The sequence below is a fragment of the Caballeronia sp. LZ028 genome (genome assembly GCF_031451415.1).
Lineage (GTDB): Bacteria > Pseudomonadota > Gammaproteobacteria > Burkholderiales > Burkholderiaceae > Caballeronia > Caballeronia zhejiangensis.
Window position 1 is genome coordinate 265870 of the sequence record NZ_JARUXN010000004.1, and the last position, 19999, is coordinate 285868.

Below are 19999 nucleotides of genomic sequence, written 5' to 3' on the forward strand. Positions count from 1 at the left end.
TCGTGATGGAAATGTGAAAGCCTCACTACACGACCAAACGTCTAGACGACTAGACTAGACAACGAGTAGCATGACGATGATCCGATCCTTCCAGACAAAGGGAATGCGATGAGTACTTCAATGGAGCCGCGCGCAACGCGAGGCCGCCGCGAATGGATGGCGGTGCTTGCCCGCACGCCGCGCGAGGCGCTGCAACATGCGCTCGAAGCGGCGCTCGAAGGCGCGCGGGTGCCCGACTACGAGTGGCTGCGCGCGCCGGATATCGGGCTTGCGATGGTGCGCGGGCGCATCGGCGGCACGGGCGATGCGTTTAACCTCGGCGAAACGACCGTCACGCGCGCCACGCTTCGTCTCATCGCCGATGACGGCAGCGCGCCGGTCGGTGTCGCCGTGCACATGGGGCGCGACAAGGAACGCGCGACGCTCGCCGCGCTCGCGGACGCCCTCCTGCAGATGCCGCGCTTCGCCGACAAGTTGCAGACGCAACTCATCGAGCCGCTGGCTGCGCGCATCGCAGATGAACGACGCCGCAAAGAAGCCGAAGCGGCCGCGACGAAGGTCGAATTCTTCACGATGGTGAGAGGCGAATGATGCGAATCGACATGACCACGCTCGTGCCCGGCTTCAACGACACGGTGCACGACGCGCAACGCGTGTTCCGCGCATTGCTCGATGCGCTGTCGCGGCCCGGCAGCATCGTTGCGATCGATGCCGCGCTGCCGGACAACCATGCGATGCGCGATGGCCTCGCCGGGCGCGTGCCGCTCGCGGCGTTCGCGTCGCTGCTCGCGCTGACGGATTATTCGACGCCGGTTTTCATCGAGCGCGAAGACAACGTGCTTGGCGATGCGCTGCGCTTTCACGCGAGCGCGCGCTTGACGCGCGATCGCCGCGAGGCCGCATTCGTCTATATCGACGATGCGCGCGACATGCCTTCGCTCGATGCTTTCTCGCACGGCGAACCCGAATCTCCCGAGCATGCCGCGACGCTCTTTATCCATGTGCCGTCGCTGACCGAAGGCGAGCCGCTCGTGTGGAGCGGTCCGGGCATCGCGCAATCGCGCAGCGTCGCCATTGCGGGCCTGTCACGCGAGTTCTGGCGTCAGCGCGCGGCGCTCACGGCGCTCTTTCCTTGCGGCATCGATTGCTACTTCGTCGCGGGCGGCGCGCTCGTCGGCCTGCCGCGCACGACGCAAGTGGAGGTGAACTGATGTACGTCGCGGTCAAAGGTGGCGAACGCGCCATCGAACGTTCGTGGGACGTGCTCGCGAAGAAGCGTCGCGGCGATGTTTCCGTCCCCGAGTTGTCCGTCGCGCAGATTCGCGAGCAGATGCGTCTTGCCGTCGCGCGCGTGATGACGGAAGGCTCCGTCTACGATGAAGACCTGGCCGCGCTCGCGATCAAGCAGGCAGCCGGCGATCTCGTCGAAGCGATCTTTTTGCTGCGTGCGTATCGCACGACATTGCCGCGTTTCGGCTACACGCTGCCGATCGATACTGAAGCGATGTGTGTCGAGCGCCGCATCTCGGCGGCCTTCAAGGACATTCCCGGCGGACAGATGCTGGGCGGCACGTACGACTACACGCAACGCCTGCTCGATTTCACTTTGCTCGCCGAAGGCCAACAAGTTGCGAATGCAACTATCTCGGCGAAAGAGACGGACGCGAGCGCGATGCCGCGCGTGTTGTCGATGCTGGACAAGGAAGGCCTGATCGAGCAGGAACGCGCGCACGAGAACGCGCCCGAGCCGGGCGATCTTTCGCGCGAACCGCTGTCGTTTCCCGCCGATCGCTCGACGCGCCTGCAAAACCTCGCACGCGGCGACGAAGGCTTTCTGCTCGCGGTCGGCTATGCGACGCAGCGCGGCTACGCGCACAGCCATCCGTTCGCGGGCGAGATCCGTCATGGCGAAGTCGCGGTGGAAATGATGGTCGATGAACTTGGCTTTGCGGTCGAGATCGGCGATATCGACATCACCGAATGTCAGATGATCAATCAGTTCGCGGGCAGCGGCGATGTGCCGCCGACGTTCACGCAAGGCTATGGTCTCGCGTTTGGCCACTCCGAGCGCAAGGCGATGGCGATGGCGCTCGTGGATCGCGCGTTGCGTGCCGAAGAACTCGGCGAATCCGTCGGTTCACCGACGCAGGATCCCGAGTTCGTGCTGTATCACAGCGATAACGTGGAAGCATCCGGTTTCGTGCAGCATCTGAAGTTGCCGCACTACGTCGATTTTCAATCCGAGCTGGAACTGCTGCGCCGTTTGCGCGCCGCGCACGGTTCGGACGACAACAAGGAGAATGCGGCATGAACGCACTCACCGAAGGCTATAACTTCGCGTACCTCGACGAGCAGACCAAGCGCATGATTCGCCGCGCGTTGCTCAAGGCGGTCGCGGTGCCGGGTTATCAGGTGCCGTTCGCATCGCGGGAAATGCCGCTGCCGTATGGATGGGGCACGGGCGGCTTGCAGGTCACGTCCGCGATCATCGGTGCAAGCGATACGCTGAAGGTCATCGATCAAGGCTCCGACGAAACGACGAACGCGGTGAACATTCGCCGCTTCTTCGCGCGCACCGCGGGCGTCGCGACCACCACGCGCACCGCCGATGCGAGCATCGTGCAGACGCGTCACCGCATTCCCGAGACGCCGCTCACGGACAAGCAGATCATCGTGTATCAGGTGCCGATGCCCGAGCCGCTGTTCCGCCTCGAACCGCGCGTGACCGAGTGCAAGAAGCTGCACGCGCTCGCGGACTATGGCCTCATCAACGTCAAATACTATGAGGATATCGTGCAGCACGGCAGCATCGCGACGACCTACGATTACCCGGTGCTCGTGAACGGCCGCTATCTGACGTCGCCTTCGCCGATCCCGAAGTTCGACAATCCGAAGATGCACATGAATCCCGCATTGCAGCTTTTCGGCGCGGGCCGCGAGCGGCGCATCTACGCCATTCCGCCATATACGAAAGTGAAGAGCCTCGATTTCGAGGATCATCCCTTCAGCGTGCAGAAGTGGGAGCACGCGTGCGCGCTGTGCGGCTCGCACGATAGCTTTCTCGACGAGATGATCGTCGACGATCAGGGCACGCGCATGTTCGTCTGCTCCGACAGCGATTACTGCCATAGCCGTCGCGACGACGAAGAGGTGACGCGATGAACGCACTCCTGAAAGCGACGCGCCTCACGAAGCGTTATGAAGGACGCGGCGGGTGCGTCGATGTCGATCTCGATGTTCATCCGGGCGAAGTGCTGTGCATCGTCGGCGAATCGGGATCGGGCAAATCGACGTTGCTGAATGCGCTCGCGTTGCGCAGCGACCTCGACGGCGGTGCGCTCACCTACACGACGCGCGAAGGCGAAGCGCTCGATCTGCTGACGCTCGCGGAGCCGCGCAAGCGTCTTTTGTCGCGCACCGAATGGGGCTTCGTGCATCAGAACGCGCGCGACGGATTGCGTCGCAACGTATCGGCGGGCGCGAACATCGGCGAGCCGCTGATGGCGATCGGCGCGCGTCACTATGGCCGTCTGCGCGAGACGGCCGCCGACTGGATGAGCCGCGTCGAACTGGATGCCGCGCGCATCGACGAATTGCCTTCGGCATTTTCGGGCGGCATGCAACAACGTCTGCAGATCGCGCGTAATCTGGTGACGGGACCGCGCCTCGTGTTCATGGACGAACCCACCGCCGGCCTCGACGTATCGGTGCAGGCGCGTCTGCTCGACTTGCTGCGCACGCTCACGAGCAAGCTGCATCTCGCGGCCGTGATCGTCACGCACGATATCGGCGTTGCGCGTCTGCTCGCGCATCGGCTGATGGTGATGAAGGACGGGCGCGTCGTCGAAAGCGGGCTGACGGATCAGGTGCTCGACGATCCGCAACATCCTTATACGCAGACGCTCGTCGCGTCCGTGCTGCCTGTTTGAGGTTCGACCGATGACACACGATTCCTTCATCACCAACGACAAGCTGATGCTTCGCGCAATCGGCATCGAAAAGACTTTCACACTGCATCAGCAGGGCGGCGCGCGTATCGCCGCGCTGTCGGGCGTATCGCTCGATGTGGAACGCGGCGAATGCGTCGTGCTCGCGGGCGCGTCGGGCGCGGGCAAGAGCACGTTCCTGCGCTGCATGTACGGCAACTATCTCGCGACGCGCGGCACGATCGCGATTCGCGACGACAGCAAGCCCTCGCGTCATACGATGCTGACCGACGCCGCGCCGCACGAGATCATCCGGCTGCGCAACACGACGATGGGTTACGTGAGCCAGTTCCTGCGCGCGATTCCGCGTGTGTCGTCGCTCGATCTCGTCGCGGAGCCGCTCGTGTCGCGCGGCGTCGATGAAGACGAAGCACGTAAGCGTGCGAGCGCGTTGCTCGAACGCCTCAACGTGCCGCGCCGTTTGTGGACGCTCGCGCCCGCGACGTTCTCGGGCGGCGAGCAGCAGCGCGTGAACATCGCGCGCGGACTGATCGCGGCGCATCCGCTGCTGTTGCTCGATGAACCCACTGCGTCGCTCGATGCCGAAAACCGCGACGTGGTCGCCAGTCTGATCGTCGAGGCGCGCGAGCAGGGCGCGGCGATCGTCGGCATCTTTCACGACGAAGACACGCGCGAGCGCGTCGCGACCCGCATCGTGCGGCTCGCATCGAGCGCGGCCATCGCTCATCAAACCGATTCCGGAGTGTTGCAGACATGCTGATAACAAATGCGCGCATCGTGACGCGCGACGAGGATTTCGTGGGCACCTTGCGCGTCGAGGACGGATGCATCGCCGACATTGCGCCGGGCAATACGGCGGCGCGCGAGGCGCACGACTGGGACGGGGATTATCTGTTGCCCGGCTTCGTCGAGCTGCATACGGACAACATCGAGAAGCATCTCGCGCCGCGCCCCGGCGTGCTGTGGAATCACGAAGCGGCGATCATCGTGCATGACGCGCAAGTGGCGTCGGCGGGCATCACGACCGTGTTCGATGCGCTCGGCGTCGGTTCGCGTCCCGAAGACGGCGTGCGCGGCCGTGAGCTTCAGGTGCAATGCGCGAAGTCGATCGGCAAGTTCGTCGCGCGCGATCTCTTGCGCGCCGATCACTTCCTGCATCTGCGATGCGAAGTCGGCACGACGGATGTCGTCGAAGTGTTCGACCTGCTTTCGTCCGATCCGCTTTTCCGGCTTGCATCGGTGATGGACCACACGCCCGGCCAGCGTCAGTGGCAGGATCACGAGAAGTGGCGCAAGTATCAGGAACGTCATGGCAAATGGAGCGACGAGCACGCGAAGAAAATCCTCGCCGAACTCGCGGATCATCAGGCGCGTTACGCGGCGAAGCATCGCGCGGAAATCGTCGCGCGCTGCAAGAGCCTGAACATCTCGCTTGCGAGCCACGACGACACGCTCGTCGAGCATGTCGAGGAAGCGGCGCGCGACGGCATCGCGCTCGCCGAATTCCCGACGACGCTCGAAGCCGCGCGCGCCGCGCGCGAACACGGCATCGCGACGATCATGGGCGCGCCGAACGTCGTGCGCGGCGGCTCGCATTCGGGCAACGTGTCGGCGCTCGAACTGGCGCACGAAGGGCTGCTCGATATCCTGTCGTCGGATTACGTGCCGTCGAGTCTGCTGATCGCGGTGTTCGATCTCGTCGCCAAGGCGGGCTGGTCGCTGCCGCGCGCCGTGGCGACCGTTTCGTGGGCGCCCGCGCACGCGGCGGGTCTCGCGGACCGCGGCGCGATCGCGACGGGCCTGCGCGCGGACTTCGTGCGCGTCGCCTCGGTGGACGGCCTGCAGGTGCCGCGAGAAACGTATCGCGCGGGGCGGCGCGTCTCCTGACTGTCCGCAGATTCGCTGCCTTTTGACAGCCACACGTCAGCGCTTCGTCATACGCGGGAAAGCCCGCGTTGACGAAGCGCAAACTTCTTCAGTACCCTCACTCGCGAGTTCGCTATGTGAATCGGTGTTCGTCTAACGAACTTTCTCGATTTCCATGCGGTTTGACCGGGGTTCGCTGCTCGCACGACAACAACAAGAACGGCGGCGGGAAGCGGTTTCAGTTCCGGGACGCGGCCTTGCGAGGCGCGCGCCCATCACCGAAAAGGGAATGAAGTGAGTAGAAGTCCTGCCGTGAACGTACAGACGTTCATCAACGAGCATCCGTTCTCGCCGTTTCAGTGGCTCATCTTCGTGATGTGCTTCGTGATCGTGCTGCTGGACGGTTTCGATACCGCCGCGATCGGCTTTATCGCGCCGTCGCTCGTCGCCGAATGGCATATCAGCCGTCCGGCGCTCGCGCCCGTCTTGAGCGCCGCGCTGTTCGGCCTCGCCGCGGGCGCGCTGTTGTCCGGGCCGCTGTCCGACAAGCTCGGCCGCCGCGCGATGTTGCTTTCGTCGGTGCTGATCTTCGGCGTCGCGTGTCTCGCGTCGGCGTTCTCGGCCGACCTCACGCAATTGACGACGCTGCGCTTCATCACCGGCCTGGGGCTGGGCGCCGCGATGCCGAACGCCGTCACGATGATGAGCGAGTTCTGTCCGGACAGCCGCCGCGCGACGCTCATCAATCTGATGTTCTGCGGCTTTCCGCTCGGCGCGGCGTTCGGCGGCTTTCTCGCCGCGTGGATGATTCCGCAGTTCGGCTGGCGCAGCGTGCTGATGCTCGGCGGCATCGCGCCGCTCGTGCTGTCGGTGCTGTTGATCGTCACGTTGCCGGAATCGGTGCGCTACATGGTGGCGAAGTCGAAGCCCGTCGAGAAGATTCGCGCGACGCTCGCCCGCATTTCGTCCGACGCGATGAACGCCGGCTCGTTCTTCATGACCGAAGCCACGCCCGCCGCGACGGGACAGAGCGGCATCAGCGTGGTGCTGTCGCGCTCGTATCTCGTCGGCTCGATCATGCTGTGGCTCACGTATTTCATGGGCCTCGTGATCTTCTACGCGTCGATCAACTGGATGCCGATTCTGCTGAAGGAATCGGGCCTGCCGCCGCAAAAGGCGACGCTCATTTCCGCATTGTTCCCGCTCGGCGGCGTCGGCGCGGTGCTGTGCGGCGTGCTGATGGACAAGTTCAACGCGAACCGCATCATCGCGGCGTGCTACGCGCTGACCGCCGTGAGCGTGTATCTGATCGGCCAGGCGGCGGGCAATGTCGGCATGCTCGTGCTCGTCGTGTTTGTCGCGGGCGTGCTGATGAACACCGCGCAATCGTCGATGCCCGCGCTCGCCGCGGCGTTCTATCCGACGCAAGGGCGCGGAACGGGCGTCGCGTGGATGCTCGGCATCGGGCGCTTCGGCGGCATCGCGGGATCGTTCCTCGTCGCCGAGCTGACGCGTCTGCATTTCACGTTCGGCGGCATCTTCGCGACGATCGCGGTGGCGGGCATCGTTTCGGCGGTCGCGCTGCTCATCAAGCAGGCCGCGCATCCGCAAACGGCGATGGCGAGCGACCTGAAATCGACAGAGCCGGTCGGGCACTGAAGCAGCATGGACCGACGCCCCGCATGACTTCGGTCATGCGGGGCGTTTTGCTTTGTGCGCCGCGTTCCGCGCCTCAAGATTCGACGCGCCTTGCCGTTAAATTGCACGCAGCTTTCGATAACGACGCGGCGTCGCACCCGCTCACGCAAACGTAAAATCGCCCGCGATCGGAAGCCGCAAAGCGAGCGCCTGCCCCGGCGCGTCCATCGGCTATTACAACCAGATCGTGAAAAAACTTTCTTTCAAGACCAAGCTCATGAGCATCGTGGGCTTCGTATGGCTCAGTCTGATTCTTCTGTGCGCGCTCAACGCGATCTCCACGAAACATTCGCTGATGAACAACCGCGAAGGCGCGCTCGCCGAACAGGTTCAGTCGGCGGCGAGCGTCGTCAGGTTCTATGTGAAGCAGGCGCAAAGCGGCGCGCTGCCCGAAGACGAAGCGAAGAAACGCGCGATCGCGAGCGTGCGCGCGATCCGCTACGGCACGAGCGGCTATGTCGGCATCATCGATTCGAAGATGTGGCAGGTGCTCGATCCGCCGCGTCCGCATTCCGAGGGCAAGATCAACGATTTCGTCGATAGCACGGGCAAGCACTTCACCGCTGAGATCGTCAAGCACGGTCTCGACGGCTCGCATATCACGACGTATTCGTATCCCAAACCGGGCGAGCAGGAACCGCTGCCCAAGGTCACGTACGGTGATTACGTGCGCGAATGGGACTGGCACGTCTACACGGGCGCGTGGATCGACGACATCGATCGCGCCTTCCATGCCATCGTGCTCAAGTCGCTCCTGCTGATCGGCGTGATCGGCGCGGCGCTGACGGTCGCGATGACGCTCATCATCCGCGGCGTGCTGAAGAGCATCGGCGGCGACCCGCGCGATGCGGCCGTCGTCTGCCAGCGCATCGCGGCCGGCGATCTCGCGCAGACCGTGCAAGTGCAGCGCGGCGACGATTCGAGCCTCATGCATTCGATGCACACGATGCAATCGCGCCTCACGCAGACGATCGCGCAGATCAAGCTCGTCGCGGACGGCATCACGGCAGCGTCGCGCGAAATCGCGGACGGCCATCACGATCTTTCGTCGCGCACGGAAGAGCAGGCCGCGTCGCTCGCGCAAACGGCGTCGAGCATGGAAGAGCTCACGTCGACCGTGCGTCTGAACTCCGATAACGCCGGCGAAGCGTGCCAGCTCGCGGCGAGCGCATCGTCGACGGTGGAAAGCGGCAGCGGCGTCGTGCTCGGCGTCGTCGCGACGATGGACAAGATCGCGGGCAGCTCGGAGAAGATCGTCGACATCATCGGCGTGATCGAAGGCATCGCGTTTCAGACCAACATCCTCGCGTTGAACGCGGCCGTCGAAGCGGCGCGTGCGGGCGAGCACGGGCGCGGCTTCGCGGTGGTCGCATCGGAAGTGCGGGCGCTCGCGCAGCGCTGCGCGGCGGCCGCGAAGGATGTGAAGACGCTCATCGACGAATCGGTGACGAACGTCACGGCGGGGCAAGACCTCGCGCAGCAATCCGGCGACACGATGAAGCAGATTCTCACGTCCGTTTCGCGCGTGACCGACATCATGAACGAGATCTCGTCGGCGTCGACGCAGCAGACGCAGGGCATCGAGCAGGTCGGCGTCGCGATCGTGCAGATGGACGCGGTCACGCAGCAGAACGCCGCGCTCGTCGAACAGGCGACGGCCGCCGCCGCCGCGCTCGCGACGCAGGCCGAAGAGCTGAAGCGCGCCATCGCGGTCTTCAAAACCTGACACGAAGACGCGAAGACGTTGGCGAATCGTCAGACCGTGGCATGTCGCGTGCTGACTCCTGACGTGCGAACGGCCGCTCGCGTGAAGCGCGGCGGCCAGCAGGCAGAACAAGCCGTGAGCATCGCATTTCGCAACCGCCAACAGGAGTCTTCGATATGAAACGTTTCGCCCTTTCCGCCGCTGCCGGCGCTTTCGCGCTGGTGTGCGCGTCCGCTTTCGCGCAGGACAATCCGCCGAGCTCGAACACGGGCCTGCAGGCCGGCGACAACGCGCAGACCACGACGCAGCCCGCGCAGCCGAACGCGCACGCGCATAAATCGACGCATTCGAAGAAGACGCACAAGAGCACGATGAACTCGGGTCCGTCCACGCAACCGGGCGGCACCGCGACGCCGAGCGGTCCGGGCGCGCCGGTCAGCGCGAGCGGCTCCGGCCAGTAAAGCGCGCTGCAATGACGAACGGGACGCCGCGCGGCGTCCCGTTTTTTATTTCGCGAAGAGCGACGACATATCGGCGAACGCTTTGATCTCGACGGCATTGCCCGACGGATCGAGGAAGAACATCGTCGCCTGCTCGCCGACTTCGCCCTTGAAGCGCACATGCGGCTCGATGATGAAGCGCGTGCCCGCCGCGCGCAGCTTGTCGGCGAGCTCGTTCCACTGCGGTATGGACAGCACCACGCCGAAGTGGCGCACCGGCACGGCGTCGCCATCGACCGCGCTCGTCGTGCGATGTCCGCATTCCTCCGGCGCGAGATGCGCGACGATCTGATGGCCGTAGAAATCGAAATCCACCCATGCGTCGGAGCTGCGGCCTTCCGGGCAGCCGAGCAGTTCGCCGTAGAACTCGCGCGCGGCCGCGAGGCTATGAACGGGAAACGCGAGATGGAACGGCGGCATGGCGTGCTGGGTCGTGCTCATGGAGTTGAGTCCTTCAATCGGCGTTCATGGGAACTGGAACCAGAGTTTATTAATAAATATTTGTGTTGAAAAACGATATATTTCTGGAGTCAGCCCAAATATTTTCGATGAATCGACATGCTGCGCGAACTCCGGACTTTCATCGCGGTGGCGCGCCACGGCACTTTCGCGGGCGCAGGCGCGCAGATCGGCCTCACGCAATCGGCCGTGAGCGCGCAGATGCAGCGCCTCGAAGCGCATCTCGGCGCGAAGCTGTTCGACAGGACGGGCCGCTCCGCGACGCTCAACAAGGCCGGCAAGCGCACGCTCGAACTCGCCGATGAACTGATCGCGCTGTACGCGCGCCTCGCTGAGCCGGAAGGCGAGGACGGGCGCGGCGGCTCGCTTTCGGTGGGCGCTATCGCGTCGGCGCATGCGGCGCTTTTGCCCGATGCCATCGGCGCGTTCCGGCGCATGCTGCCGGCGTGGCGCATCCGGCTCGTGCCGGGCGTGTCGCTCAATCTGCTCGCAAGCGTCGATGCAGGCGAGATGGACATGGCCGTGATGATCCGCCCGCCGTTTTCGCTGCCCGCGGAGCTGCAATGGCGCACGCTCGCCGTCGAGCCGTTCGTGCTGCTCGTACCTGCCGCGAAGAAGGGCGCCGACTGGCGCGCGCTGATCGAATCGGAGCCGTTCATCCGATACGACCGGCGCTCGTTCGGCGGCCGGCAAGTCGACATGTTTCTGACGAAGCGCCGCATCGCCGTGCGCGATTCGATCGAGGTCGACGAGCTACCGGGCATCGCGCAACTGGTGGCGCGCGGGCTGGGCGTGGCGCTCGTGCCGGTATCGGACGGCATCGGCGCGTGGCCGCGCGGCGCGGTCGCGCTCGATCTCGGCGGCGACACGTTTCATCGCGAGATCGGGCTTGTGGAGCGCGCGCGGCGCGTGCGCGCGGACGAGCCGGATGCGGCGGCGCGCCTCGCGGGCTGCATCGTCGAAGCGGCGCAGCGCGGCGGGCCGATTGCGGCCGTCAAACGCGCGCGCAGGCGCAACGCGTCCTAGAATGCGTGGCAGGTGCGTTACCTGTGGGGAAGCCAATGGATGACGAGCAGCCCATCGGCGATGCGAAAGCGCGTCTCGCGGATTCGTCGCTGACGATCGTGCAAGCGCTCGTGCAGCGCGTGCAGGCCGTGCTCGCGTGGCTCGATCGCGTCGATCCGGGCACGCATCGGCGCATCAAGGGATTGCGGCTCGTGACCGCGTACGGGCTGGCGGCGGCGCTCGGCGCGCTGCAGGACGTGACGCAAAGCGTGCCGGCGGGTGTGTCGGTGGGCGCGCTCGCGGGCGGCTTCGCGCTGTGGGCGAGCGTGTCCGAGGCGCGCACGACGCGTTTGGAGTCGAGCCGCGATCTCGTCATTCTGTGCGTCGCGGCTGCGTTCGGCGCGTTCACCTTCACGTTTTTTGCGCCGATGCTTCGTGAAACCGGACGCGGCGGCGCCGAGCTGATTCTCGTGACGGGCGCGTTCCTCGCGGGCTATCTGAAGCGCTTCGGGATGACGGGCGCGGGCGTCGGCTCGCAGCTCTATATCGGCCAGCTCCTCGCTTATGGAATGGATCTGCGCCCCGGCGATTCCTGGGCGATCCTGCTCGCGTTACTGATCGGCATGCTCGCGGCGATCGTGCCGCGCGTGCTGAGCGGACCGGCCGAGCATCCGGTCGTGCTGCCCGCGCTGGCGTCGGAGCCCGCTTACGGCCGGGACGCGATCTCGCCCGCCTTCGCGATGGGTCTGCAGGCGGCGTGCGGCGCGCTCGTCGTCGTGGCGTTGAATCGCCTGTTCGGGCTCGCGGAATCGGCGTGGGCGATCACGGCTTGCGTGTATGTCGTCGCGACGTCGGCGGTCGGGACGGCGGAGCGCGTACGGCGGCGCATCTACGGGACGCTTGTCGGCGTGCCGATCGGCATCGTGTGTCTGCCGCTCGCGGAACATTGGCCGCTCGTCGTGTGGATTCTGTCCGCGTTCGCGATGATCGCCTATGCGATGGCGCTGCCGGAGCGATACGACATCGCGTGCGGCGCGTTCGCGTTCGTGCTCATCGTGACGCTCGCGGCGAGCGGCGTGCATTCGCTCGAACTGCTGACGGCGCGCGCGTGGGAAACGCTGCTCGGCGGCGCGCTGGGGCTGATCGCGTCGCGGGTGATTTTTCCGTTGCGGGTGGTGAGGGCGTGATCGCCCTCACCGCTTCGCCACCTCCTCCAGCAACCGGTCCAGCACGTCGAAATCCACCGGCTTCACCAGATGCGCGTCGAAGCCCGCCTGCGCGGAGCGTTCCTTGTCGCTGTCCTGTCCGAAGCCCGTCATCGCGACCACCGTCGCACGCCCGATGAGCCGCTGCGAGCGCAGCGCGCGCAGCACCGCGTGACCGTCCATGTCGGGCAAGGCGAGATCGAGCAAAATCAGTTGCGGCGGGAAATGGCGGATCACGTCGAGTCCTTCCTTGCCGTGATACGCGGTACGCACGTCGTGGCCTTTCATCTGCAAGAGCAGCGCGAGGCTGTCGGCGGAATCCTGGTTGTCGTCGATCACGACGATGCGCAGGCCGCCGCCCGTGCCTAGCGTCGCAGTCTGCGCGAGCACGCGATGCGGCCGCGGCGCATCGTGGTCGGACGCGTAAGGCAGGCGCACGACGAACGTGCTGCCCTGATTCGGTCCGGCGCTCGCCGCGCTGATCGACCCCCCGTGCATCTCGACGATCGACCGGCACAGCGTCAGCCCGATGCCGAGGCCCGCCTCGCCGGGATTGAGATAGTGATCCTCCTGCACGAACAGATCGAAGATGGACGTGAGACCCTTCTGCGAGATGCCGCGCCCCTTGTCGATCACTTTCAGCAGCAGCGCTGTCGCCTCGCGCTCGACTTCGACGCGGATCGTGCTGGCGCGCGGCGAGAACTTCGACGCGTTGTTCAACAGGTTCTGCACGACCTGCACGAGCCGCGTGATGTCGCCCATCACATGAACGGGCTCGGACGGCAGCTTGCTGACGACGTTCTGCGCGCGTTCGTCGGTGAACGGATGCACGAGCTCGATGCTGCGCGCGACGATCTCGCTCACGTCCACGCGCGTCATGCGCAGATCGATCTTGCCGGTCGTGATGCGGCCCATGTCGAGCAGATCGTCGACGAGCCGGCCGAGATGCGAAGTCTGTCTGTCGATGATGTCGCGGCATGCGGCGATGCGTTCCGGCACGTCGCTTTCCATCTGCATCACGCCGATCGCATTGCGCACCGGCGCGAGCGGATTGCGCAACTCGTGCGCGAGCGTTGCGAGAAACTCGCTGATGCGCCGCGACGACACTTCGAGCTGATCGAGGCGCTTTCTGTCGCTCATGTCGCGCGTGACCTTCGCGAAGCCGCGCAGCACGCGATGCTCGTCGTACACCGCGTTGATCACCACGTTCGCCCAGAAGAGCGAGCCGTCCTTGCGCACGCGCCAGCCTTCGCTCTCCACGCGGCCCGTGCGGATCGCGGTCTGCAGTTCGATCTCGGGGAGGTTGGCTTCGAGATCCTCGGGGCAATAGAACATCGAAAAGTGCTTGCCCAGGATCTCCGACGGCTGATAACCCTTGATTCGCATCGCGCCCGTATTCCAGCTTGCGATATGGCCGGCCGGATCGAGCATGAAGATCGCGTAATCGCTGACGCTTTCCACGAGCAGACGAAAGCGCTCTTCCGAGAGCCGCAGCTTCTCTTCCTCGGCGCGCTTCGCGGTGAGATCGCGCGTGTACTTCGCGTAGCCGATGATCTCGCCCTGCGTATTGCGCGCCGCCGTGATGACGACATTCGCCCAGAACAGCGTGCCGTCCTTGCGCACGCGCCAGCCTTCGTCCTCGAAGCGCCCGGTCGCGTAGGCCTGCTTCAGCTCGTACTCGGGCCAGCCGCGCGCCACCGATTCCGCCGTGTAAAAGCGCGACAGATGCTGTCCGATGATTTCGTGCGCCTCATAGCCCTTGATCTTGCGCGCGCCCTTGTTCCAGCTCGTGATGCGGCCGCTCAGGTCGAGCATGAAGATCGCGCAGTCTTCGATCGCATCGACGAGCGCGTGATACTGCGGCTCGCTCATGGCGGGCTCGGATGGCGCGTGGCGGGCGAGGTCGAGGGGCGAGTCGGCTTTAGGTCTGGTCATGGTTCGGGTGGTCGGCGCAGCGGCGGACGTTTCCTGGACAAAAGGTCCGCCGACGCCACAGTCTACCCGGAGCCTCGGCATCGCTGCCATGCCTTTAGTGAGCGTAGCTATCGGCGTGCCGGGCCGCGAAACGGCGCGCGGCGATCGCACCACCCGTTTTCAGCCGTGCTTCTGGAGGGATTTCAACGCCGATGCACGCACGTAGACTGCGTTCACATTTCAGAAGGTCGGTGCTGGGCAGGCAGTGCGACGAGGCCGATGAAGTGGATTCGTGAAACCCTCAGGAGCACTACCATGACCGGCAATCTCAAAGGCATCATCTTCGTCGCGGCGCTCGCATGCGCTTCCTACGCGCTCGCAAGCGGATACGGCCCCGCGCCGCACTATTCGCCGATGGAAGGCGCGCCCGTCTCGCAGCAAGGCATGAACATGCAGACGATCGCGCAGGACGCTCAGCCGGGCAACGATGCAGGCGCCGGGAAGGCGAAGCAGGACAGCCCGCTCATTCAGGCGCAGGATTGAGCGCTTTTTGCATGAGACCGCGTTCCGCCGGTCGTCTCGGCGGGACGCGGCGCGTTCAATGAAACGCCTGATTTGCGGCGTTTTTCGCATCGGCCGCGCCGACCGTCTCGACCGTGCCCTTCGCGCGCCCGATGTCGATCTTCGGCATGAACAGCATCGAAATCACGGTGCCTAGCGCGATCACGAACATCGCCGTGAAGGTCAGATGCAGCGAATGGTGCAGCACGAGGCGAATCTCGTTGTTCGTCGCGAAGTCGCCGGGCACGGACGACAGCAGTTGCTTCAGCTGATCCGCATGAACGGGCGGCAGGCCGGCCGTGTGCGTGAGGCCGTAGTTCTGCACCGCGCCGAACACGGCTGCACCGAGCGTATTGCCGAGGTTGCGCGAAAAGAGGTTCGATGCCGTCGCGCTGCCGCGTTCCATCGGCTGCACGATTTCCTGTATCAGGATGAGGCAGGATACGCTCGTGATGCCCATGCCGAAGCCCAGCACCGCCGAGCCGACGCCCGCCCAGACCGGGCTCGATTGCGGACCGAGCAGCACGAACGGCAACGCGCCCAGCGGAATGAAGACCGGGCCGATCATCAACAGACGCCTCAGGCCGATGCGGCTGAACGCGCGCGACGTGAAAGTGGCGCCGCTCGGCCAGCCGATCATCATCATCGTGAGCGCGAGGCCCGCTTCCACCGGCGTGCGATGCATCACGCCCTGCACGTACATCGGCAGGAAAGTGGTGAGGCCCATCATCGCCATGCCGGCGAGGACCGTCGCGACGTTGCTCGCGGCAATCGGCCGATGCGACCACAGCCTGAACGAGATCATCGGATCGGCGGCGCGGCGCTCCTGAATCACGAAGCACACGATCGCGAGCACGAACACGCCGATCTCCACGCCGACGCGCGCATTGCTCGCGTGGCCGGCGTCGGTGAGCGCCATCATCAGCGCGGCGACGGCGGCGGTGAAGAAGAACGCGCCCGCGAGATCGATCGCCGGACGGTCGTGGCGCTTTTCCTCGTGCAGAAAGAGCGTGAAAAGCAGCGCGGCCAGTATGCCGATCGGCACGTTGATCCAGAAGATCCACGCCCACGAGAACTGGCGAATCAGCAGGCCGCCCACCATCGGCCCGAGCACGGCGGACACGGCCCACACGCTCGCGAGATAGCCCTGCACCTTGCCGCGCTCGCGCGCCGGATAGAGATCGCCGACGACCGTCAGCGCGACCGGCAGGATCGCGCCCGCGCCGACGCCCTGAATCAGCCGGAAGACGATCATCGCGGGCATCGACCACGCGAAGCCCGCGAGCACCGAGCCGATCAGAAAGATCGCGATGCCCGCGAGGATCGCCGGCTTGCGGCCGTAGAGATCGGCGAGCTTGCCGAACACGACCGTGAGCGCCGTCTGCGTGAGCAGGAACGACGAGAACACCCAGCTATACAGATTGAGGCCCCCGAGCTGCGTCGCGATTTGCGGCATCGCGGTGGAGACGATGGTGGCTTCGATCGCGACCATGGCCATCGAGGCCATCACCGCGCCGATGACGAGGGGACGGACGGTTTTGCTGTTCTGTGACATGCGGGCAGGAAGGCATATCGCCCGCCGCGCGTACGAGACAACGATGCGCGCAGACGGGCCATGCTCGAAAAATGAAGATGCGGCGGCGACGCCCCGGCTTGCGGATTCCTTGCAGCCGAAGCAATGTCGCCGATGAGAAAGCGCCGGATGCAATGTTATCCCGCCGCGCGAATCGCTGCTCGATGCGCATTTGCGCGCTCATTCAACGCTAATTCTTCGGGCCTACCTTCTGTACGTGGACGGGCAGCATGCTTCCCCGAGCAATCCGGCGGCCCGTTTCACGTATTCTCCTCAGCCCTTGGCGCCGGCCGTGATTCGGACCGGCGCATTTTTTTCCGCGCTTACGCGCATCTGCCACGCACATGTCGTCTTTCAGACCGAAAGCCCCGGGAATGTCGCCTAAAATCGAACGGGCTGCAGCTTTGCCCCGTTCCCTTCCGAAGCGGCGGACTCGCATGATCAAATCACTGAAGAATCAGCTGGTGCTCGCGCTCGGGCTGCTCGTCAGCGTGATCGGCGTCGTGCAGGGCGTGAGTTCGTATCAGTTGAGCAAGACCGGCATGAGCGCGCTGCTCGACATGCGGCTCGAACAAGTGGCGGCGCGTCTGCGCGACGGACTCGCCGACAGCCTGCCGAAAAATCCCGCACGCGGCACGCAGGACGAGCGCGATGTCGTCGCCGTGGTGTGGAAGCCGGGCGAGGCGCTGCCTTTCCGCACGACCGACCCGTCGCTGCACTTTCCGCGCGACGCGCAGCCGGGTTTTTCCGGCGTCGACGTCAACGGCGAGCATTGGCGCATGTTCACGCGCCAGGAGCCGACGATGACGATCCAGGTCGCGCAGCGCTCGTCGATCCGGCGCGAAATCACGCAGGAAGCCGCGACGCAAACGCTCTGGCCGATCGCGGTGCTTTTGCCGCTCGTGTGGATCGCGGTCGCGCTCGTCGTGCGGCGCTCGCTGCGTCAGTTGAACGAGCTGGGCGAGGAAGTCCGCGCCATCGACATGGGTCATCTGCAGCCGCTGCCGACCGTCGGCGTGCCCACGGAAATCGCGCCCTTCATCCATTCGATCAACACGATGATCGAGCGCCTCGCGACATCGATCGAGAAGGAGCGCAAGTTCATCGCCGATGCCGCGCACGAATTGCGCACGCCGCTCACCGCGCTGCAGCTTCAGGCCGACAATCTCGCGCCGCATATCTATCCCGGCAATCAGGAGCGCTTTCAGGAGTTGCGCAAGGGCATCGCGCGCAGCGGCAAGCTGATTACGCAACTCTTGCGGATGGCGCGCGCCGATGCGCCGATGAACGGCGCGCCGCTCGCGCGCGTGAACATCGCGGACGTGGTCACGGCCGCCGTCGCCGACGTGCTGCCGATCGCCTTGTCGCGCGGCATGGATATCGGCGCGGAGGAAATGGTGAACGCGCACGTGCGCGCGGTGGAAACCGACATCGGCATGGCGGTGAAGAATCTCGTGTCGAACGCGGTGCGCTATACGCCCGATGGCGGCACCATCGACCTGCGCACGCGGCGCGATGGCGACATGGTCTGGATCGATGTCGTCGACACGGGGCCGGGCATCGACGAAGCGTTGCTGCCGCGCGTGTTCGACCGCTTTTTCCGCGCGAATCCGGATATCGAGGGCAGCGGGCTGGGGCTGTCGATCGTGAAGGCGATTGCCGCGCGTTACGGCGGCGACGTGACGCTCGAAAATCGCAGCGACGGGCGCTCGGGCATCGTCGCTTCGATCGGTTTTCCGGTCGAGGAAGTGAGCGAAAGCGTGCCATCGCCCGCGTTGAACCTTTAGTGTTTTGCGCGCTGTTTTCCGCCGATTACAATGCATTCGCTGCGTGGCGCGAAGCGATCGTCGCCGGTCAGTAGAACACTCAAAATGACCGGTCGTGCGTTTTCCGTTTTCCCAGATCCTTCGGGCCGCATTCCGGGCGCGTGGCGCGCGCCATTCTCGCGGGACGCGGGGTGGAACATGCGAATTCTTCTGATCGAAGACGACGTGCAGATCGGCACGAGCCTGATGCGTGCGCTCAAGGACGCCGATTACGCCGTCGATTGGGTCCGCGACGGCAACGCGGGCCGCGAGGCGATCAACGCGGCCGAGTACACCGTCGTGCTGCTCGATCTCGGCTTGCCGGGCATGACGGGCATCGAACTCTTGCGGCAGGCGCGCACGTCCGGCAACGCGACGCCGGTGCTGATCCTCACCGCGCGCGACGATCTCGACACACGCGTCCAGGGCCTCGATCTCGGCGCCGACGACTATCTGCTCAAGCCCTTCGACATGCCCGAACTGCTGGCGCGCATCCGCGCGGTGCTGCGCCGCAAGGCGGGCTACGCGGTCTCGCGCCTCGGCGACGATTCGCTCTGCCTCAATCTCGATCAGCGTACGCTTACGTGCGGAGAGACGTCGGGCGTGCTGTCCGCGCGTGAATTCGCGCTGATGCACGCGCTGCTCGAACGTCCCGGCACGATCTTCTCGCGCGATCAACTCGAAGACCGTCTCTACGGCTGGGGCAAGGAAGTGGAGAGCAACGCGGTCGACGTGCTGATCCATTCGGTGCGCAAGAAATTCGGCGCGGGCGTGATCCGCAACGTGCGCGGCCTCGGCTGGACGGTGATGCTCGGCCAGGCCGGCCGCGAGGAAACGAAATAGCGCGCGCGACATCGGCGGCGCGGGTCAATGCTCGTCGTATCGACGGCCGAGCGCGCCGCAAAAATACATGCTGTAGTCGTGATCCTGCGTTTCGACCTGACGCATGCGCCGTTCGAGATCCGCGAGATCGCTCGACGATGCGAGATAGTCGTCGCGGGCTTCCTGCGCGGTGCGGATCGAAAAGAGATGGTCGATGGAGTGAGTGAGACGTTCAAACATGATGTGCTCCCGTCGTTGAATGCAGGCCGATGAGTGGGGCCGACGAAAGCAGGTTATGCGCGCTGAATTAGCAGCGAATGAGAGCGCGAAGCAGCGACTCGCGGCATGCGCGATGCTGCTCTTCGCATGACGAAGCGTTCGCCAACGCACCGTGACGCGGATCACGCTGCGGGAAGGCACTGCCGCGCCGCACCATCCCGTGCTATCTTGTTTTAATAGGGGTTTCATACGGAACTGTGCGCTGTTCGCATTCGTCGATCGTCTCTCGTGAAGGCCGCCATGAACGATGTGTCTCGTACCCTCAGTGCCCGCGACCGCGTCGAGTTGCTGTGCTGGCTCACATGCGGCAGTCTCGGCGCGTATTACCTCAATGGCGACTGGCCGGCGGCCTCGTTTCACGTACAGGCCGCGCACAAGTGGCTCGACCGTCATCAGCGGCTCGCGGACTGGCTGACGGTCGCGAAGCTCGCGGCCATCGCCCGCGACATCGCCACGCAGCATTGCGCGATGCTCGAAGCCGACTGGGCCCGCGACGCCGTCGAGGAAATTCTCGATAGCGAAGACCTCAACTATCAATCGGATGTCGTGCGGCAGGTTTTCGACGATTGCCGCCGCGCGCTCGCGGAAAAGCGCACGCCGGAATGAGCCGGCCATCGCGACGGGCGGCCTCTAGCGCGAACACCTGTATGGATGTACAGT

20 protein-coding genes are annotated in these 19999 nt (G+C 65.0%); 16 read left to right on the forward strand and 4 right to left on the reverse strand.

Translation table 11 applies throughout. From position 1 onward, the window contains the following. Positions 1-108: 108 nt before the first annotated feature. The 10 genes from phnG to QCE58_RS23995 all read left to right on the forward strand — a co-directional run bounded on the left by phnG (position 109) and on the right by QCE58_RS23995 (position 9677). Complete coding sequence (gene phnG, locus QCE58_RS23950) at positions 109-591, forward strand: phosphonate C-P lyase system protein PhnG (RefSeq protein WP_034473491.1); 483 nt, start codon at positions 109-111, stop codon at positions 589-591. Next, complete coding sequence (phnH, locus tag QCE58_RS23955) at positions 588-1211, forward strand: phosphonate C-P lyase system protein PhnH (protein ID WP_175982855.1); 624 nt, start codon at positions 588-590, stop codon at positions 1209-1211. The genes phnG and phnH overlap by 4 nt, the downstream gene beginning before the upstream one ends. Further along, the gene (locus QCE58_RS23960; RefSeq protein ID WP_250521817.1) at positions 1211-2311 is read left to right on the forward strand and encodes a carbon-phosphorus lyase complex subunit PhnI; all 1101 of its coding nucleotides are present in this window, start codon (positions 1211-1213) and stop codon (positions 2309-2311) included. The genes phnH and QCE58_RS23960 overlap by 1 nt, the downstream gene beginning before the upstream one ends. Then, positions 2308-3162: an alpha-D-ribose 1-methylphosphonate 5-phosphate C-P-lyase PhnJ gene (locus tag QCE58_RS23965; RefSeq protein WP_250459715.1), complete on the forward strand. Its 855-nt coding sequence runs from the start codon at positions 2308-2310 to the stop codon at positions 3160-3162. The genes QCE58_RS23960 and QCE58_RS23965 overlap by 4 nt, the downstream gene beginning before the upstream one ends. Then, a complete protein-coding gene (phnK, locus tag QCE58_RS23970) occupies positions 3159-3929 on the forward strand; it encodes a phosphonate C-P lyase system protein PhnK (RefSeq protein ID WP_250521815.1) in 771 nt (256 codons plus the stop codon). The genes QCE58_RS23965 and phnK overlap by 4 nt, the downstream gene beginning before the upstream one ends. A 10-nt stretch (positions 3930-3939) precedes the next feature. Beyond that, positions 3940-4707, forward strand: coding sequence for a phosphonate C-P lyase system protein PhnL (gene phnL, locus QCE58_RS23975; protein ID WP_250521814.1), 768 nt, complete (start codon positions 3940-3942; stop codon positions 4705-4707). Next, positions 4701-5834, forward strand: coding sequence for an alpha-D-ribose 1-methylphosphonate 5-triphosphate diphosphatase (locus tag QCE58_RS23980; RefSeq protein WP_008354389.1), 1134 nt, complete (start codon positions 4701-4703; stop codon positions 5832-5834). The genes phnL and QCE58_RS23980 overlap by 7 nt, the downstream gene beginning before the upstream one ends. Positions 5835-6107: 273 nt before the next feature. Next, positions 6108-7472: an MFS transporter gene (locus tag QCE58_RS23985; RefSeq protein ID WP_250521813.1), complete on the forward strand. Its 1365-nt coding sequence runs from the start codon at positions 6108-6110 to the stop codon at positions 7470-7472. Positions 7473-7698: 226 nt separating this feature from the next. Continuing rightward, positions 7699-9237 carry a methyl-accepting chemotaxis protein gene (locus QCE58_RS23990; RefSeq protein WP_175982858.1) on the forward strand — a complete coding sequence of 513 codons (1539 nt, stop codon included), beginning with the start codon at positions 7699-7701 and terminating at the stop codon, positions 9235-9237. Positions 9238-9392: 155 nt separating this feature from the next. Beyond that, on the forward strand, positions 9393-9677 hold the full coding sequence (locus QCE58_RS23995) for a hypothetical protein (protein ID WP_008354392.1): 285 nt from the start codon (positions 9393-9395) through the stop codon (positions 9675-9677). 45 nt (positions 9678-9722) lie between these two features. Here the strand turns inward: QCE58_RS23995 and QCE58_RS24000 are convergent, their stop codons facing one another. Next, positions 9723-10157, reverse strand: a complete 435-nt coding sequence (locus QCE58_RS24000; RefSeq protein WP_008354393.1) for a VOC family protein — start codon at positions 10155-10157, stop codon at positions 9723-9725. Between the two features lie 117 nt (positions 10158-10274). Between QCE58_RS24000 and QCE58_RS24005 the strand changes: the two genes are divergently transcribed. Both QCE58_RS24005 and QCE58_RS24010 read left to right on the forward strand, forming a co-directional pair. Continuing rightward, entirely contained in the window at positions 10275-11201 is a 927-nt protein-coding gene (locus QCE58_RS24005; RefSeq protein ID WP_008354394.1) for a LysR family transcriptional regulator, read from the forward strand. A 35-nt stretch (positions 11202-11236) separates the two neighbouring features. Next, a complete protein-coding gene (locus tag QCE58_RS24010; RefSeq protein WP_250436129.1) occupies positions 11237-12367 on the forward strand; it encodes an FUSC family protein in 1131 nt (376 codons plus the stop codon). A 6-nt stretch (positions 12368-12373) separates the two neighbouring features. Here the strand turns inward: QCE58_RS24010 and QCE58_RS24015 are convergent, their stop codons facing one another. Continuing rightward, positions 12374-14257: a PAS domain S-box protein gene (locus QCE58_RS24015; protein ID WP_175982860.1), complete on the reverse strand. Its 1884-nt coding sequence runs from the start codon at positions 14255-14257 to the stop codon at positions 12374-12376. A gap of 357 nt (positions 14258-14614) precedes the next feature. On the opposite strand from QCE58_RS24015, the gene QCE58_RS24020 reads away from it, so the two are divergent. After that, entirely contained in the window at positions 14615-14842 is a 228-nt protein-coding gene (locus QCE58_RS24020; RefSeq protein WP_008354398.1) for a hypothetical protein, read from the forward strand. 55 nt (positions 14843-14897) lie between these two features. Here the strand turns inward: QCE58_RS24020 and QCE58_RS24025 are convergent, their stop codons facing one another. Beyond that, entirely contained in the window at positions 14898-16415 is a 1518-nt protein-coding gene (locus QCE58_RS24025; RefSeq protein ID WP_250521812.1) for an MDR family MFS transporter, read from the reverse strand. Between the two features lie 455 nt (positions 16416-16870). Between QCE58_RS24025 and QCE58_RS24030 the strand changes: the two genes are divergently transcribed. Together QCE58_RS24030 and QCE58_RS24035 are read left to right on the forward strand one after the other, a co-directional pair. Beyond that, entirely contained in the window at positions 16871-18220 is a 1350-nt protein-coding gene (locus QCE58_RS24030) for a HAMP domain-containing sensor histidine kinase (protein ID WP_250440770.1), read from the forward strand. 177 nt (positions 18221-18397) lie between these two features. Further along, a complete protein-coding gene (locus QCE58_RS24035; protein ID WP_033536934.1) occupies positions 18398-19081 on the forward strand; it encodes a response regulator transcription factor in 684 nt (227 codons plus the stop codon). Between the two features lie 24 nt (positions 19082-19105). Here QCE58_RS24035 and QCE58_RS24040 read toward each other — a convergent pair whose 3' ends face one another. Further along, complete coding sequence (locus QCE58_RS24040; RefSeq protein ID WP_250521811.1) at positions 19106-19300, reverse strand: DUF3563 family protein; 195 nt, start codon at positions 19298-19300, stop codon at positions 19106-19108. A gap of 279 nt (positions 19301-19579) precedes the next feature. On the opposite strand from QCE58_RS24040, the gene QCE58_RS24045 reads away from it, so the two are divergent. Further along, positions 19580-19945: a hypothetical protein gene (locus tag QCE58_RS24045; RefSeq protein WP_008354403.1), complete on the forward strand. Its 366-nt coding sequence runs from the start codon at positions 19580-19582 to the stop codon at positions 19943-19945. Positions 19946-19999: the final 54 nt, after the last annotated feature.